Source organism: Bradyrhizobium sp. SUTN9-2 (genome assembly GCF_003122645.1).
Lineage (GTDB): Bacteria > Pseudomonadota > Alphaproteobacteria > Rhizobiales > Xanthobacteraceae > Bradyrhizobium > Bradyrhizobium yuanmingense.
In genome coordinates this window covers 4239617-4255228 of sequence record NZ_LAXE01000001.1, presented here as the reverse complement: position 1 = coordinate 4255228, position 15612 = coordinate 4239617, and the positions used below count along the sequence as shown (strand labels likewise).

15 protein-coding genes are annotated in these 15612 nt (G+C 65.3%); 1 reads left to right on the top strand and 14 read right to left on the bottom strand.

Translation table 11 applies throughout. From position 1 onward, the window contains the following. Positions 1-38: 38 nt before the first annotated feature. From lpxB to lpxA, 3 genes are read right to left on the bottom strand one after another with little or no spacing between them, the layout of a single operon-like run. Entirely contained in the window at positions 39-1229 is a 1191-nt protein-coding gene (lpxB, locus tag XF30_RS19780) for a lipid-A-disaccharide synthase (RefSeq protein WP_109143618.1), read from the bottom strand. Continuing rightward, a complete protein-coding gene (locus tag XF30_RS19775; RefSeq protein WP_109143617.1) occupies positions 1229-2098 on the bottom strand; it encodes an LpxI family protein in 870 nt (289 codons plus the stop codon). Before XF30_RS19775 ends, lpxB begins: the two co-directional genes overlap by 1 nt. An 18-nt stretch (positions 2099-2116) precedes the next feature. Next, positions 2117-2908: an acyl-ACP--UDP-N-acetylglucosamine O-acyltransferase gene (gene lpxA, locus XF30_RS19770; protein ID WP_109143616.1), complete on the bottom strand. Its 792-nt coding sequence runs from the start codon at positions 2906-2908 to the stop codon at positions 2117-2119. A gap of 176 nt (positions 2909-3084) precedes the next feature. Between lpxA and XF30_RS19765 the strand changes: the two genes are divergently transcribed. Continuing rightward, positions 3085-3405 carry a KTSC domain-containing protein gene (locus XF30_RS19765; RefSeq protein WP_109143615.1) on the top strand — a complete coding sequence of 107 codons (321 nt, stop codon included), beginning with the start codon at positions 3085-3087 and terminating at the stop codon, positions 3403-3405. A 12-nt stretch (positions 3406-3417) separates the two neighbouring features. Here XF30_RS19765 and fabZ read toward each other — a convergent pair whose 3' ends face one another. The 11 genes from fabZ to XF30_RS19710 form a co-directional block, all read right to left on the bottom strand. Beyond that, the gene (gene fabZ / locus XF30_RS19760) at positions 3418-3879 is read right to left on the bottom strand and encodes a 3-hydroxyacyl-ACP dehydratase FabZ (RefSeq protein WP_036010015.1); all 462 of its coding nucleotides are present in this window, start codon (positions 3877-3879) and stop codon (positions 3418-3420) included. After that, positions 3876-4943 (bottom strand): UDP-3-O-(3-hydroxymyristoyl)glucosamine N-acyltransferase, encoded by a 1068-nt coding sequence (gene lpxD, locus XF30_RS19755; protein WP_109143614.1) that lies wholly within the window; start codon positions 4941-4943, stop codon positions 3876-3878. Before lpxD ends, fabZ begins: the two co-directional genes overlap by 4 nt. Positions 4944-5068: 125 nt before the next feature. After that, positions 5069-7594: an outer membrane protein assembly factor BamA gene (gene bamA / locus XF30_RS19750; protein ID WP_036010019.1), complete on the bottom strand. Its 2526-nt coding sequence runs from the start codon at positions 7592-7594 to the stop codon at positions 5069-5071. Positions 7595-7770: 176 nt separating this feature from the next. Continuing rightward, positions 7771-8922 carry an RIP metalloprotease RseP gene (gene rseP, locus XF30_RS19745; protein ID WP_036010021.1) on the bottom strand — a complete coding sequence of 384 codons (1152 nt, stop codon included), beginning with the start codon at positions 8920-8922 and terminating at the stop codon, positions 7771-7773. 44 nt (positions 8923-8966) lie between these two features. Next, complete coding sequence (gene dxr, locus XF30_RS19740; RefSeq protein WP_109143613.1) at positions 8967-10190, bottom strand: 1-deoxy-D-xylulose-5-phosphate reductoisomerase; 1224 nt, start codon at positions 10188-10190, stop codon at positions 8967-8969. 4 nt (positions 10191-10194) lie between these two features. Beyond that, the gene (locus XF30_RS19735) at positions 10195-11037 is read right to left on the bottom strand and encodes a phosphatidate cytidylyltransferase (RefSeq protein WP_109143612.1); all 843 of its coding nucleotides are present in this window, start codon (positions 11035-11037) and stop codon (positions 10195-10197) included. After that, positions 11034-11792, bottom strand: coding sequence for an isoprenyl transferase (locus XF30_RS19730; RefSeq protein ID WP_036010029.1), 759 nt, complete (start codon positions 11790-11792; stop codon positions 11034-11036). Before XF30_RS19730 ends, XF30_RS19735 begins: the two co-directional genes overlap by 4 nt. A 104-nt stretch (positions 11793-11896) precedes the next feature. After that, complete coding sequence (gene frr / locus XF30_RS19725; RefSeq protein ID WP_025036556.1) at positions 11897-12460, bottom strand: ribosome recycling factor; 564 nt, start codon at positions 12458-12460, stop codon at positions 11897-11899. 65 nt (positions 12461-12525) lie between these two features. Beyond that, entirely contained in the window at positions 12526-13242 is a 717-nt protein-coding gene (pyrH, locus tag XF30_RS19720) for a UMP kinase (protein WP_109145781.1), read from the bottom strand. Positions 13243-13301: 59 nt separating this feature from the next. After that, positions 13302-14225, bottom strand: coding sequence for a translation elongation factor Ts (gene tsf / locus XF30_RS19715; protein WP_109143611.1), 924 nt, complete (start codon positions 14223-14225; stop codon positions 13302-13304). A gap of 133 nt (positions 14226-14358) precedes the next feature. Next, positions 14359-15354 carry a 30S ribosomal protein S2 gene (locus XF30_RS19710; protein ID WP_036010040.1) on the bottom strand — a complete coding sequence of 332 codons (996 nt, stop codon included), beginning with the start codon at positions 15352-15354 and terminating at the stop codon, positions 14359-14361. Positions 15355-15612: the final 258 nt, after the last annotated feature.

The window sequence follows — 15612 nt, the reverse complement described above, 5'->3', positions numbered from 1 at the left end:
GCAGCTCACGCTTTGGAGGGGGCGGCTCAAGCAGACTTCTATGAAACACCCTGGCTCGTTCGCCGACCCTGGCGCATCGTTGCGAGCACGATGTCGGCGGCGAGCACGCTCGGCGATGTGTTGCCGGTCGACATGATCTGATCGAGCCTGGCGAAGGCCTCGACCTGCTGCCGGCGCAGCGGAGACTCCGTCAGCACGTCCCGAAGCGCCGGCGCCAGCTTCTCCGGCGTGCATTCCTCCTGCAAATACTCGGGAATGACATCCTTGCCGATCACGAGATTGGCAAGGATCACCGAGGAGACACGGATCGCGCGTCGCAGGATGAACGCCTCGATCGCGCCGACGCGATAGGCCGTCACCATCGGAATGCCCGACAGCGCGAGCTCGAGCGTCACCGTGCCGGATTTCGCCAGCGCGGCGTGAGCGATGCGGAAGGCCGCACGCCTCTCGTTCTCGCCGATCACGATCTGAGGCTTGACCGGCCAGCTCGCGATGCCTTCGCGGATGGTGGCTTCGAGATGCGGCATGGTCGGCAGCATCAGTTCGAACGCACAGCCCTCACCCCTTAAGCGACCGAGCGTTGCGCCGAACACGTCGAGATGATGCCTGACCTCGCTGCGGCGGCTGCCGGGCAGCACCAGCAGCACCGGCGGCTCACTGTCGCGGCGCGCCTGCTCCTCCGCACTCGGCCGCAGCGAGCCCAATTGCTCAATCAGGGGATGGCCGACATAGCTGCAGGGCGGGCCGCCGAGCTTGCGGTATTCCTCGGGCTCGAACGGCAGCAGGCCGAGCACGTGGTCGACATAGCCGAGCATGGTCCGCGCCCGTCCTGGCCGCCATGCCCAGAGCTGCGGCGAGACGTAGTCGACGATCGGGATCGCGGGATTGCGCGCGCGCACGCGGCGGGCGACGCGATGGGTGAAGTCGGGGCTGTCGATGATGACGAGCACGTCGGGCGCGGCCTCGGTCACTGCGTCGGCGGTCTGCCGGATCAGCCGCAGGATCTTCGGCAATTGCTGCACCACCGCGGCAAACCCGACGATCGAGAGCTCCTCGATCGGAAACAGCGATTCCAGGCCCTCGCGCGCCATAGTGCGGCCGCCGACGCCGACGAACTGCACGCCGTCGCCGAGGCGCTGGCGCAGCACCTTCATCAAGGCGCTGCCGAGCCTGTCGCCGGACTCCTCCGTCGCGATCAGGAAGATCTTCCGCTTGGGATCACGCGACATCACGCGGGCAGGCCGATGACGAAGAGATATTTGGCATCGGCAAGCGCGATCATCGTCTGCGGCTCGGCGGCGATGGTGTTGCCCGCGATGACGGCGATGCCGGCAAGGCCGGCAGCCGCGACGCCCTCGATGGTGCGCGGACCGATCGTCGGCAGGTCGAAGCGCAGGTCCTGGCCGCTCTTCGGCGCCTTCACCAGCACACCGCGTCCGGTGGCGGCGCGGATGCGGCCCTCCTCGCGCAGCCTCGCGACGCGGGCGAGCAGCGCGTCGGTGCCCTCGATGTCCTCGACCGCCACCACGTGGCCATCGATCACGACCACGGCCTGGCCGATGTCGAACGGGCCGAGCGCGGTCAGCACCGCCCGGCCGCGTGCGATGTCGGCCTTGCTGGCATCGCTCGGCCAGGCGCGGCTGATGCAGCCCTCGGGCATCAGCAGATCCGGCGCAACGTCCTTGATGCCGACCATCCGGAAGCCGTCCTGCTCGAGGATGCGGCCGACACCCGACAGCAGATGATCGTCGCCGCCGCGGAAGGCGCGGATGACATTGCCGAGCAGGCGCAGCGTCGTGAAGTCGAACCGGATCTCGGACAGCGAAGGCCGCACCAACGTGCCGATGAAGATCAGGTCGCGGCAGCCCTCCTCGCGGAACAGCCGCATCGCGCGTCCGAGCTGGCCGACGGAGATCCAGCGATGCCGGAACTTCTCCACTCGCTGGGGATCGCAGGCCCCGCGCAGCGGAAACAGCACCGGCGTGATGCCGTGCGCGGCGAGCGACTCGGCGACCGCGAACGGCATGGCACCGCCGCCGGCGACGATGCCGACCGGTGACGAAACCTGCAAAGCCGCCGATGTCGTGCCCGCGGCCATCCCAAGATCACTCCAAGATCACTTCGCGATGGCGGGAAGACAGAGCGGGCGCTTGCCCTTGCCGATGAAGTCGAGGATTTCGGCAATCGCGGGGTCCTCGCCCGCGAGCGGCCGCGCCGCCTCCAGCCGCTCGGCGAAGGTGCCGGCGCCATGGAATAGCTTCTGGTAGGAGGCGCGCACGGTGGCGAGGCGCTGCTTGGTGAACTTGCGACGCTTCATGCCGATCAGATTGAGGCCTTCGAGCACGGCATATTGGCCGTTGACGAGACCGAACGGAATGATGTCGTCGCGCACGCCACACACGCCGCCGACCATGACCTGCGGTCCGATACGGGTGAACTGATGCACGGCGGACAGCCCGCCGATGAAGACGAAGTCGCCGATCTCGCAATGGCCGCCGAGCGTTGCCGAGGTCGCGAAGATCACGTCGTTGCCGAGATGGCAGTCGTGGCCGACGTGGCTGCAGTTCATGAAATAGCCGCGGTCGCCAACCGAGGTGACGCCCCCGCCAGCGACGGTACCCGCGTTCATGGTGACGGATTCGCGGATGGTACAGCCCGCGCCGATCCTGAGCTGCGTCAGCTCGCCACGATAGCTGAGCGATTGCGGCGGCGTGCCCAGCGAAGCGAACGGATAGATGGTGCAGTCGTCGCCGATCGTGGTTTGCGCCGTGATGTGCACATGCCCGATCAGCTTGCAGTTCGCGCCGATGACGACGTTCGGGCCGATGATGCAATAGGGTCCGATCTCGGTGCCCTCGCCGATCACGGCGCCGTCCGCGATCCGCGCGGTGGGATCAATCTTGCTCATCAAGCCAATCTTACTCGTCAAGAAGGTCGGGTTATGTATTGAAGTCGCTCGGTTTTCGGCTGGTTAGCGCGACTATGCCCGATCTGTCCAGTGACGTATCATCTCGCCGTGTTTCAAGTGCCGGATGAGGCGGCCTTCCCGTCCCGTCGTCAGGTTCATGCGGAGCTTCAACGATCGTGGTCAGAGCCCTGATCCTTCTGCTGGCGCAGCTCGCGGATACTCCGATCGTGTCGGAGGCGGTCGAGACCGGCGAACACCGCCTGGTCGATCTGCGGACATTCGAGTGCCGGGACATCACCCGCAGCACGATGCTTCAGCGGGTCTGTTACGATCGCGCGCAGCAGGACCTGATCGTCGCGAGCAACGGCGCCTATCACCGCTATTGCGGCGTGACGGCCGACACCGTCGAGCGCCTCCTCGGCGCGCCCTCCATGGGCCAGTTCTTCAACCGGACTATCAGGCGGGAGACGACCGGCAGCCGCTACGATTGCACCTGAGCCCAGTGCCGCTCAATCGGTCAGCATGGCGCCGACGTCGGCTTCGGCAACGACCTGACCGTTGACCTTTGCATCGCCGTGAAACCACCACATGGTCTTGCGGCGGCCGAGCGAGCGCATGTGATACTCGATCGTGTCGCCCGGCAGTACCGGCTTGCGAAACTTGCACTTGTCGATGGTGAGGAAATAGACCGCCCGCGGCTTCTCGGTGCCCTCGACCGACTTGATGCCGATCACGCCCGCGGTCTGCGCCATCGCCTCGATCATCATGACGCCGGGATAGACCGGACGCTCGGGGAAATGTCCCTGGAACGCCGGCTCGTTGAAGGTGACGTTCTTGATGCCGATGCCGCTGTAATCGGCGCGGATGTTGATCACGCGGTCGATCAGCAGCATCGGAAAGCGGTGCGGCAGTGTCTGGAGGATCGCGTTGATGTCCACCAACTCGAACTTAACAGGTGATTCCGCCGTCATTCCCGTCCCTCGTCCTTCGGATCGGCCTTGCTGTCGCGTACCAGCCGCTCCACCGCGATGATCTCCTTGAACCATTGCTTGGTCGGCTTGGCGAAGTGCCCGCCCCAGCGGCCGCCCGGCGGGATGTCGTCCTTGACCGCGCTCATCGCCGTCACCTGCGCCCCGTCGCCGATCTTGAGGTGATTGTTGATGCCAACCTTCGCTCCGAGCGCCACGTTGTCGCCGACGGTCAGGCTGCCGGCGAGCCCGATCTGGGCCGCGAGCAGGCAGTGCCGGCCGATCGTCACATTGTGGCCGATCTGGACCTGATTGTCGATTTTGGTCCCCTCGCCGATCACGGTGTCACGCAAGGACCCCCGGTCGATCGTGGTGTTGGCCCCGACCTCGACGTCGTTCTGGATCAGCACGCGCCCGGTCTGCGGCACCTTCAGATGGCCCTCCGGGCCGAAGAAGATGAAGCCGTAGCCGTCCTGGCCGATCGAGCAGCCGGGATGGATCAGCACGTTGTTGCCGATCAGGGCGCACTGGATAGCGGTCCGGGCGCCGACATTGCAATCCCGGCCGATCTTGACGCCGGGACCGATCACCGCCCCGACGCCAATCACAGTGCCACTGCCGATCTCGACGTCCGGGCCGATCACGGCCAGGGGGTCGACGACCACGCCGTCCTCGAGCCGGGCCGTGGGATCGATGATGGCCGATGGCGCGATACCGTCGTTGCCGACCCAGGATTGCGGCCGCAGCGCGTCGGCGTGCCATTCCCGCGCGATCCGGACAAAGGCGCGGAATGGCTGCGCCACCCGCAGCACGGCCACATGTTCGGGCACCTCGGCCTCGAAGCGCGGACTGACCAGACAGGCCCCCGCCTTGGTCGCCCTGAGCTGATCGGCGTATTTGAGGTTGTCGAAGAACGCCAGATGCATCGGGCCAGCTTCGTCGAGCGAAGCAAGGCCCGTGATGACGTGGCCGCCCCTCGCGGGGTCGACCAGCTGCGCCTTTGTCAGCGTGGCAATGTCGGCCAACGCTGCGGCAGGCGGCTTTGTGAAGAAGATCGGCTGCGCCATTCCACCCCGTCGCGGTCCGGCTTCGGCATGAAGCGGTCAGGCCGCATCATGCCTCATGTCCTGGATCGGCACGATCCCTTTCCGAAACCGGTTCCGGTGATCCGGATCGTGCCGTGCTGATCGAATTAGAACGTGGTGCCGCCGCCGAACCGGAATTCCTGCGTGCGGTCGTACTTGCCCTTGCTGAGCGGCACGGCGTAGTCGAAGCGCAGCGGTCCGAACGGCGACTGCCAGATCACGCCGACACCGACCGACGAGCGAACGACCTTGCTGTCGTCATAGACGAGACCGGTGCAGGTCCCCGTGCTCGAGGGATTGATGCTCGACGGGATACATCCCGGCGCATTGACCTCGTTGGTGGTGGTCCAGCTCGTCGGTCCCTTGTAGTCGTAGAGGCCGCCGGCGTCGGCATAGACGGCGCCCTTCAGACCCACTTCCTTGGGCAGGAACCAGAACGGCATCTGCAATTCGAACGAAGCACCCCAATACTGGGTGCCGCCGAGCGCATCCTGCGTGCCGAACGGGTTCAAGTCGCGCGGACCGATGCCGTTCGGGGCGAAGCCGCGGACGAGGTTCGGGCCCATCTGAAAGTGGTCGAGCATGCGCAGATCGGTGCCGATCTTGTTCAGCATGCCGCCTTGCAAGCGGACGAGGCCGACGATGTCGGACACGAGCGGAGTGTAGTACTTCGCGTCGACGACCGACTTCAGATAGGAGACGTCGCCGCCGACGCCGGCGAAGTCCTGCCGGAAGTCGACGAGCAGACCGTCGGTCGGGTTCTTGTTGTTGTCCAGCGTGTTGTAGGTCAGCGTGTAGCCGAGCGCCGAAGTCAGCGTCTTGCCGTTGGCGAGCTCCTTGCGCACCGGCAGCGAGGCTTCGCCATCGTTGTAGCAGCCGAGGCCGTTGGTGGACGGATCCAGAGGTATACCGGTGGCAGCAGAGAAGGCCGGGCTGGGATTGAAGGCCGCCGAACCAACCACGTTGTTACAGTTCGCCAGGTAGCCCGGCAGGGTGATTTCCTGCCGATAGATCGAGTAGCGCACCTGGAGCGAGAGATCTTCACGCAAGGAGAAGCCGAGGCGCGGCGAGAAGCCGAGCGTCTTGGTGCCGTAGGAGATGTAGCTGTTGGACTTCTGCTCACGCTGATAGAGGTCGAGGCCGAGCGCGACGCGGTAGTCGAGCAGGTACGGCTCGACGAACGACAGCGAGTAGCCGCGCGCATACTGGCCATAGGTCACCGCAGCCTTGGCGAACAGGCCGCGACCGAGCAGGTTGCGCTCGGAGATCGAGACTTCGGCCAGCGCGCCGTCGGTGGTGGAGTAACCGCCCGAGACCGAGAAGTCGCCGGTCGACTTTTCTTCCATGTCGACGATCAGGATGACGCGGTCACTCGACGAGCCCGGCTCGGTCGTGATCTTCACGCTCTTGAAATAGTCGAGGTTCTTCAGGCGCCGCTCGGCACGGTCGACCAGCGCGCGGTTGTAGGCGTCGCCTTCCGAGATGTCGAACTCGCGGCGGATCACGTAGTCGCGCGTGCGGGTGTTGCCGCGCAGGTTGATGCGCTCGATATAGGTGCGCGGGCCCTCGTCGATGTTGAACACGACGGACACGGTGTGCGCTTCGAAGTTGCGGTCGCCGCCGGGCCGGACCACGGCAAAGGCATAGCCGCGGCGGGAGGCTTCGATCTGCATCTCCTCGACCGACTTCTCGACCAATTCGACGTTGTAGAGCGAGCCGACATTGAGGCGCGAATAGGCGCGCATCGAGCTCGGATCGAAGTTCGGAATGCTGCTGCGGAAATCCACCGCGCCGACGCGGTATTGCTGACCTTCCTCGATCTTGAAGGTGACGTTGAAGCCCTTCTTCTCCGGATCGTACTCGGTCAGCGCCGCGACGACCTGCACGTCGGCGAAGCCGTTCTTGAGGTAAAATCGGCGGATCAGGTCGCGATCGGCTTCGACGCGGTCGGGATCGTAGACGTCACCGCTGCCGAGGAAGCTCAGCAGATTCGTCTCGCGCGTCTTGATCACGTCGCGGAGGCGGTAGGACGAGAAGGCATTGTTGCCGACGAACTCGATCGACCGGACGCCGGTCTTGACGCCCTCCTCGACCGTGAAGATCAGGTCGACGCGGTTGTTCGGCTGCTCGATGATCTCGGGCGTGACGCGCACGTCGTAGCGGCCGGAGCGGCGATAGATTTCGGCGATACGGAGCGTGTCCGACTGCACCATGGCGCGGGAGAAGGTGCCGCGGGCCTTGGACTGGACTTCAGCAGTGAGCTGCTCGTCCTTGATCTTCTTGTTGCCCTCGAAGGCGATACGGCCGATCACCGGGTTTTCCACCACGGAGACGATGAGCTGGCCGCCGGAACCGCGGTTGATCCTGACGTCCTGGAACAGGCCGGTCTCGATCAACGCCTTGAGGCCGTCGTCGATGGCGGCCTGATCCAGCCGGCCGCCGGGACCCGGCTTGAAATAGGAGCGGATCGTCTCCACCTCGACGCGGCGATTCCCTTCGACGGAAATCGACTGCACGGTCTGGGCGAGCGCAGACGAAGACACGAAAACAGCCCCAACCGGGGCAACCACCGGCGCGCCGAACAAGATCAGGGTCGCGAGCAAGCCCCCCCGGAGTCGCAGTCCAAACTTCATCGCGCAACGCGCCCTTATCATTCCCTGCCAGACCCAACCCCAACGCCGGTCCGGAGATTCCCCAAGTTCAGGCCGCTTGTAGCCAATTTCGCCGACGCCGCAAACGGCCGAAAGCGCCGTAATTTCAATTTCATTCCAAGACGTTGCTCAACAGCAACGCCACAAAAAAGCCCCTATCAGGAAGCTGCCATCCGCAGGATGTCGTTATAGGTCGCAAACACCATCAACATCAGCACCAGGCCAAGCCCGATTCGGAACCCCATTTCCTGGGTCCGCTCGGACAAAGGCCGGCCCCGGACCACCTCGGCCGCATAAAACATCAGGTGGCCGCCATCGAGCAGCGGGATCGGGAACAGGTTCAAAAGGCCGATCGACACCGACAGCACCGCGCAGAGATTGATCACGAACTGGAACCCGGCGCTGGCCGCCTGCCCCGACATTTTCGCGATTCCCAGGACGCCGCTGACCTCGTTCGGATTGCCCTGGCCGACGAACAGCGAGCCCAGGAACTTGAAAGTGCTGGTGATGATGAACCAGACCTGCTCGACGCCGATCTTGAGCGCTTCGCCGACGCCGACCGGGGTGGTCGAGGCCTCCCCGGCCTGCGACTTGTGCTCGATGCCGAGAACGCCGAGACGGTGGCTGTTGCCGAACGGGTCCTTGCGCTCCAGCAGCGCCGGGGTCGCGGTCAGCGAGACGACGGCGCCGTCGCGCTTCACCTGGAAGGTAAGAGCCGAACCGGCGTTCATCGCAACGATTCGCTGCATGTCGGCAAAGCTCTCGATCGGCTTGCCGTCGATCTGGATGACGACGTCGCCCACCTTGAAGCCGGCGGCAGCCGCCGCGCCGTTGGCGACGACACCGTCGACCCGGGCGATCGTGCTGGGCTTGCCGTAATAGAGCGCCATTCCGGCGAAGATCAGCGCGCCCAGGATGAAATTGGCGATTGGTCCGGCCGCGACGATCGCCGCCCGGGGACCAACCTTCTTGTGGTGGAAGCTGCCGGCGCGCTCCTCGGCCGACATAGCCGCCAGCGTCTGGGCCGACGGGGTCGAGGCCTCGCTCTCGTCGCCGAAGAACTTGACGTAGCCGCCGAGCGGGATCGCCGAGATCTTCCAGCGGGTGCCATGGCGGTCGTTGAAGCCGACCAGCTCGGGGCCGAAGCCGAGCGAAAAGGTTAACACGCGTACGCCCGCCCAGCGCGCGACCAGGAAATGGCCGAGCTCGTGGAAGAACACGACAATGGTCAGGACGAACAGGAAGGGAACCGCGTAGCCGAGGAGCCCATGGCTCAAAGTATTGAAACTATGGACGAAAAAGTCGATCATCGAATTCCCTCACCCAGCGCCGCAAGGCCCTGGTCCCGAACCAACTAGGATGCCTTTAAGGCAATTTGAGGCAATAGGGCGGCAGCCCTATTTCGCGCAACATGGTCAACAGAGATTGCATCGTCTGCGGAGGTCAGGGGCGCCTGGTTGCCGCCTTTGATCCAATCCTCGAGGGTCGCCTCGACCAGCCGGGCAATCGCCCCGAACCGGATCTTGCCGCCGATGAAGGCGGCCACCGCGACCTCGTTGGCGGCATTGTAGACGGTGGTCGCGCCCTTCCCGGTCCGGAGCGATTCGTAGGCCAACCGCAGTCCGGGGAAGCGCTCGAAGTCCGGCGCTTCGAAGGTCAGCTGGCCGATCTTGGCAAGGTCGAGCTTGGCCGCCGGGCCCTTGATTCGATCGGGCCAGCCGAGGCAATGGGCGATCGGCGTCCTCATGTCGGGCGCGCCGAGCTGGGCCACCACCGAGCGGTCGGAAAACTCGACCATGCCGTGGATGATCGACTGCGGATGAACCAGCACGTCGATCTCGTCCGGTGAGAGCGCGAACAGGTAGGACGCCTCGATCACCTCGAGCCCCTTGTTCATCATGGAGGCCGAATCGATCGTGATCTTCTGGCCCATGCTCCAGTTCGGATGCTTCAGGGCCTGCTCGAGCGTCGCCTGCTCGATGTCTGAGGGCTTCCAGGTCCGGAACGGGCCGCCGGAGGCGGTGATGATGACGCGGACGAGCTCGTCACGATTGCCTGAGCTCAGCGCCTGGAACAGCGCGTTGTGCTCGGAATCGGCCGGCAGGATGCAGGCGCCGGCTTTTGCCGCACGCTGCATGAAGAAGTCGCCGGCGCAGACCAGGCACTCCTTGTTGGCGAGCGCGACATGCGCGCCGCGATCGACCGCGGCGAGCGCCGGCTTCAGCCCGGCAGCGCCGCTGACCGCGGCCATCACCCAGTCGGCCGGACGCGCTCCGGCCTCGATCACGGCGCTTTCGCCGGCGCCGCAGTCGGTGCTGGTGCCCGCGAGCGCAGCCTTGAGCTCGGCGAGCTTGGAGGTGTCGGCGATCGCGACATAGCGTGCATTGAATTCCTTGGCGAGCTTGGCGAGCGCCGCGACATTGCCGTTCGCCGTCAGCGCCTCGACACGGTAGCGCTCGCGCGAGGCGCGCAAGAGATCCATCGTGCTGTCGCCGATCGAGCCGGTGGCACCGAGGACCGTGACGCTGCGAATCTCGGACGCAGCAAGCCTGTTGTTACGCAAGGGAACGGCGCTCATATCCTCACCAAACCATAAGACCGCTTCCGGCGCTATGCACACCATGGCGGAAAAAGCCGATAAACCAGGCCGCCAGGATGGCGGCGACAAAACCGTCCAGGCGGTCCATAAGCCCGCCATGGCCGGGAATTAAGTGACTGGAATCCTTGACACCGAAGCGCCGCTTCACGGCGGATTCGAAGAGATCGCCGAGCTGCGACACCACCGACAGGACGGCGCCGACGAGCAGCAGCGGAACCAGCTTTCCGATCCCGCAGGCGGCGAAGCCGGCCGCGACCGCAAGGCTCCCCGCAAAGCCGCCGAGCGCGCCGGCCCAGGTCTTTTTCGGGCTCACGCGTGGCCATAATTTCGGGCCGCCGATGCTGCGTCCGGCGAAATAGCCGCCGATGTCGGTCGCCCACACCACGAGCAGCACGAACATCAGCGCGGAGAAGCCGTTGACGAGATCCTTGCGCACCAGGATCGAGGCCAGCAGCGCCGCCGCCGCATAGGCAAACCCGCTCGCCGCCCACAAGAACTTGCCCCGGGCGATCAGCGTCACGATGGCACCGCCAATGAGGCCGGTGACGACGGAGGTCTTGAGCGCGCCGAAAGCGACGGAGGCTCCCATCATGGCGATCACGACCGTCCCTGCCCCGGTCAGCGCGGCCGATGCTGCGCCCACCACCATCAGCCATTCCGCGAACAGCCCGATCGAGACCAGGGTGACGAGAAGCGCCCACAACCAGCCACCGGCATAGGCGATCGCGATGGCCAGCGGCGCCAGCACCAGCGCTGCGAGGACCCGCATCACCAGATTGCTCGGGGCAGGCTTGGCGCCCGCCGATGCAGGATCGGGTTCGTTCACGAGGCGGTCTTCGCAACCAGGCCGCCGAAACGGCGCTCGCGCCTGGCAAATTCGGCGATCGCGCTTTCCAGCGCCGCCTTGTCGAAGTCGGGCCAATGGATCGGCACGAACACGAGCTCGCTATAGGCGGCCTGCCACATCAGAAAGTTGGACAGGCGCTGCTCGCCGCTGGTGCGGATGATGAGATCAGGGTCCGGGATGTCGGGCGCATCGAGATGCGCGCCAAGCGTCTCGGCGTCGATCGTGGCAGGATCCCGCCTGCCCTCGGCGACCTCGCGGGCCAGCTTCTGCGCCGCCTTCGCAATCTCCTGCCGCGAGCCGTAGTTGAAGGCGACGACCAGCGTCAGGCGCGTGTTGTCGCGCGTCAGCTCCTCGGCCTCGTTCAGCAAGGCGCAGATGTCGCTCTCGAGCCCCTCGCGCTCGCCGATGATGCGGACCTTGACGCCGTCGCGATGCAGGCTCGCCAGGTCGTTGCGGATGAAGCGCCGCAGCAGGCCGAACAGGTCGCCGATCTCGCTTGCCGGGCGCGACCAGTTCTCCGACGAGAACGAGAAGATGGTGAGATAGCGGATGCCGAGCTCGTGCGAGGCGCGCACCACGCGGCGCAGCGCGTCGACGCCGCGGCGATGCCCTTCCGCACGCGGCAGACCGCGCGCGGCCGCCCAACGCCCGTTGCCGTCCATGATGATGGCGACATGCGCAGGCGCCTCGGACCTGTCGGGTCCTTCCGTTGCGGGCGCGGCGGCGTTGGACATGAAGGCGATGCCTTAAAGCATGATCCGGAAAAGTGCGAAGCGGTTTTCCGACAAGATCATGCGCGAACAATAGTCTAAAGCGCGATGATGATACTCATCGCGCTTTAGACGGTGAGGATTTCTTTTTCCTTGGCGGCCAGCAACTGGTCGATCTCGGCGATGGTGCCGTCGGTCGCCTTCTGCACCTCGTCGGCGTGACGCTTCTGGTCGTCCTCCGACATCTCGTGATTCTTCTCGAGCTTCTTGAGCACGTCGAGACCGTCGCGGCGGACATGGCGCGCGGCGACCTTGGCGGCTTCGGCATATTTGTGCGCGACCTTCACCAGCTCCTTGCGGCGCTCCTCGTTGAGCTCGGGAATGCGCAGGCGCAGCACCTGGCCCTCGGTCGCGGGCGACAGGCCGAGATTGGAATCCACGATCGCCTTCTCGACGGCCTTGACCATCGACTTGTCCCAGACCTGCACCGAGATCAGCCGCGGCTCCGGCACGCTGACGGTGGCGAGCTGATTGAGCGGCATGTGGCTGCCATAAGCCTCGACCTGCACCGGATCGAGCATCGAGGCGGAGGCGCGTCCCGTGCGTAGGCCGCCGAGCTCGTGCTTGAGCGAGGCGACGGCGCCCTGCATGCGACGCTTCACTTCGTTGAGATCGAAATTACCCGTGGCCATCACGTTTCTCCTTCAAAATCCCGGCGACCGCTCCGCACCGTCCGTTCGGCGCGCCAGATGAGCCGTCAGCCGGCGACGATGGTTCCGTGGCCGACGCCACGCAGAATCGCGCCGATCGAGCTCGGCTCCGCGATCGAGAATACGATGATAGGCAGCGATGTCTCGCGGGCAAGCGCGAAGGCGGTCGCATCCATCACCTTGTAACCGCCCTCGATCGCCTGCGAATGCGTCAGGCGGTCGAACCGCGTCGCGGTCGGATCCTGCTTCGGATCGGCCGAGTAGACCCCGTCGACATTCGTCGCCTTCAGGACCGCCTGCGCGCCGATCTCGGCGGCCCGCAGTACCGCGGTCGTGTCGGTGGTGAAGAACGGATTGCCGGTCCCGCCGCCGAGCAGCACGATGCGGCCCTCGGCCAGGTATTTGTGTGCCGCAGTGCGGGTGAACAGCTCGGAAATCTCGGGCATGACGAAGGCCGACAGGGTCCGCGCCGGCGTTCCCTTGCGCTCGATCGCCGCTTCCAGCGCGAGGCAATTCATCATGGTGGCGAGCATGCCCATGGTGTCGCCGGTGGTGCGCGACACCCCGCGGGATGAGACCTCGACGCCGCGGACCATGTTGCCGCCACCGATCACGACCGCGACCTCAGTGCCGAGATGGCGGGCCGCGATCAGATCGTCCGCAACCCGGTCGACGGTCGGCTGATCGATGCCAAAGCCTTGCCGTCCCGCGAGATACTCGCCGGACAACTTGATCACGACGCGACGATAGACCGGATCAGTCATGAGCACTTTCCTTGTCCGGGCGCCGCTTCCGGCGGCACGCCGGAAGGAACTTCCGGCGCTTACTTCTTGCCGCTGGCCGCGGCGACCTCGGCCGCGAAGTCGCTTTCCTGCTTCTCGATTCCCTCGCCGAGAGCATAGCGCACAAAGCCCGCGATTTTCACAGCCCCGCCGACCTTGCCCTCGGCCTCCTTCACCGCCTGCGCCACCGACTTGCCGGTGTCGTGGATGAAGGCCTGCTCGAGCAGGCAGACTTCCTTGTAGTAGGTCTTGAGGCCGGACTCGACGATCTTCTCGATCACGTTCTCGGGCTTGCCCTGCTGACGGTACTTGTCGGCCAGTACGTCCTTCTCGCGCTTGACCACGGCCGGATCGAGGCCGGACGGATCGAGCGCCAGCGGGTTGGCGGCCGCAATGTGCATCGCGATCTGACGGCCGAGCGCTGCGAGCTCATCGGCCTTGCCCGGCGATTCCAGCGCCACGATCACGCCCATCTTGCCGGCGCCTTCGATGACGGCACCATGGACGTAGTGCGAGACCACGCCCTGGCTCACCTCGAGCTGGGCGGCGCGGCGCAGCGTCATGTTCTCGCCGATGGTGGCGATCGCATCATTGATGGCGGTTTCGATCGTGACGTCGCCGACCTTGGCGGCCTTGATCTTCTCGACGTCCGCTCCGACGTCGAACGCGACCTGGGCGATCATCTTGACCAGGCCCTGGAACTGGCCGTTGCGCGCAACGAAGTCGGTCTCGGAGTTGACCTCGACCACGACGCCCTTGGTGCCCTTGGTGAGCGCGCCGATCAGGCCCTCGGCGGCGACGCGGCCCGACTTCTTGGCGGCCTTGGACAGGCCCTTCTTGCGCAGCCAGTCCTGCGCCGCTTCCATGTTGCCGTCGTTTTCGGTGAGCGCGGCCTTGCAGTCCATCATGCCCGCGCCGGTTGATTCGCGCAGGTCCTTGACCATCGCAGCTGTGATCGTTGCCATCGTTGAAAATCCTTTGTGCCTGCCGGTTTGCCGCGGCGCGGCATCGAATCGCCCCGCCGCGGTCCATCTCAGGAATTCGCGTCAACTGAAATGGTGGCCGGATCCCATCCGGCCAACCCATCGCTCTTTTTGACTATTCCGCTTCCGCGGTCAGCGCCTTGGCCTTGGCCACCCAGGCATCCGCACGGCTCGGCAGACCGACTTCTTCGCCGATCGTGTGCGCGGTGTCGTGGTCGAGCTCGGCGAGCTGCCAATAGTGGAAGATGCCGAGGTCGTTGAACTTCTTCTCGATCGCGCCCGACACGCCCGGGAGCTTCTTGAGGTCGTCGGCAGTGCCGCGGGGACCCGCAAGGCCCTGGAAGCCGCTCGAAGACGCCGCCGGCAGCTCTTCGGCGACCGGCTGGGCCGAGGCGCCGACGTCGATGCCCGAATCGCCTTGCGCGCGCGAGATGCCGTCGATCGCCGCACGCGCGACGAGATCGCAGTACAGCGAGATGGCGCGGCCGGCGTCGTCATTGCCCGGCACCACATAGGTGATGCCCTTCGGGTCCGAATTGGTGTCGACGATCGCAGCGACCGGGATGTTGAGCCGCTGGGCTTCCTGGATCGCGATGTCTTCCTTGTTGGTGTCGATCACGAAGATCAGGTCGGGCAGACCGCCCATGTCCTTGATGCCGCCGAGCGAGCGGTCGAGCTTGTCGCGCTCGCGCTGCAGCGTCAGGCGCTCCTTCTTCGTGTAGGAATTGGCTTCGCCGCCCGAGAGCACGTCGTCGAGGTGACGCAGGCGCTTGATCGAGGCCGAGATCGTCTTCCAGTTGGTCAGCGTGCCGCCGAGCCAGCGCGAATTGACGAAATACTGCGCGCAGCGCTTGGCCGCGTCGGCAACGCCGTCCTGCGCCTGGCGCTTGGTGCCGACGAACAGGATGCGGCCGCCCTTGGCCACCGTGTCGCTGACGGCCTGGAGGGCCTGGTGCAGCATCGGCACGGTCTGGGCGAGGTCGACGATGTGGATGTTGTTGCGGGTGCCGAAAATGAACGGAGCCATTTTCGGATTCCAGCGGTGAGACTGGTGACCAAAGTGCACGCCAGCTTCGAGCAGCTGACGCATAGTGAAATCGGGCAGTGCCATCGTTCTAATTCTCCGGTTGGTTCCTCCGGAAACGTGTGAGCAAAACGGAGCGTTCACGCCCCGGTTGCCACCGGACGGCCTTGTGAGCCATGTTTCCGTGTGAGATGGCGCGCTATATAGCGCCATTTCGGCCAGAAGCAAGGAAATAACGGCCTTTGGGGACGCCTCTAGGCTGCTGTCGCATCCCGGCATCTCCTGCCCCTCGCGCCTCCTAACACCTGGGCTGGCCCGGGGGGCAGCTCTTCGGTGGCGGGCCGG

Excerpts from the sequence above, each read along its gene's own strand:
- dxr (WP_109143613.1), bottom strand. The coding sequence starts at position 10,190 with ATGAGCGCCGTTCCCTTGCGTAACAACAGGCTTGCTGCGTCCGAGATT.
- fabZ (WP_036010015.1), bottom strand. The coding sequence starts at position 3,879 with ATGACGGCGGAATCACCTGTTAAGTTCGAGTTGGTGGACATCAACGCG.
- tsf (WP_109143611.1), bottom strand. The coding sequence starts at position 14,225 with ATGGCAACGATCACAGCTGCGATGGTCAAGGACCTGCGCGAATCAACC.
- lpxB (WP_109143618.1), bottom strand. The coding sequence starts at position 1,229 with ATGTCGCGTGATCCCAAGCGGAAGATCTTCCTGATCGCGACGGAGGAG.
- lpxA (WP_109143616.1), bottom strand. The coding sequence starts at position 2,908 with ATGAGCAAGATTGATCCCACCGCGCGGATCGCGGACGGCGCCGTGATC.
- XF30_RS19730 (WP_036010029.1), bottom strand. The coding sequence starts at position 11,792 with ATGTCCAACGCCGCCGCGCCCGCAACGGAAGGACCCGACAGGTCCGAG.
- frr (WP_025036556.1), bottom strand. The coding sequence starts at position 12,460 with ATGGCCACGGGTAATTTCGATCTCAACGAAGTGAAGCGTCGCATGCAG.
- bamA (WP_036010019.1), bottom strand. The coding sequence starts at position 7,594 with ATGAAGTTTGGACTGCGACTCCGGGGGGGCTTGCTCGCGACCCTGATC.
- XF30_RS19775 (WP_109143617.1), bottom strand. The coding sequence starts at position 2,098 with ATGGCCGCGGGCACGACATCGGCGGCTTTGCAGGTTTCGTCACCGGTC.
- rseP (WP_036010021.1), bottom strand. The coding sequence starts at position 8,922 with ATGATCGACTTTTTCGTCCATAGTTTCAATACTTTGAGCCATGGGCTC.
- lpxD (WP_109143614.1), bottom strand. The coding sequence starts at position 4,943 with ATGGCGCAGCCGATCTTCTTCACAAAGCCGCCTGCCGCAGCGTTGGCC.
- pyrH (WP_109145781.1), bottom strand. The coding sequence starts at position 13,242 with ATGACTGATCCGGTCTATCGTCGCGTCGTGATCAAGTTGTCCGGCGAG.
- XF30_RS19710 (WP_036010040.1), bottom strand. The coding sequence starts at position 15,354 with ATGGCACTGCCCGATTTCACTATGCGTCAGCTGCTCGAAGCTGGCGTG.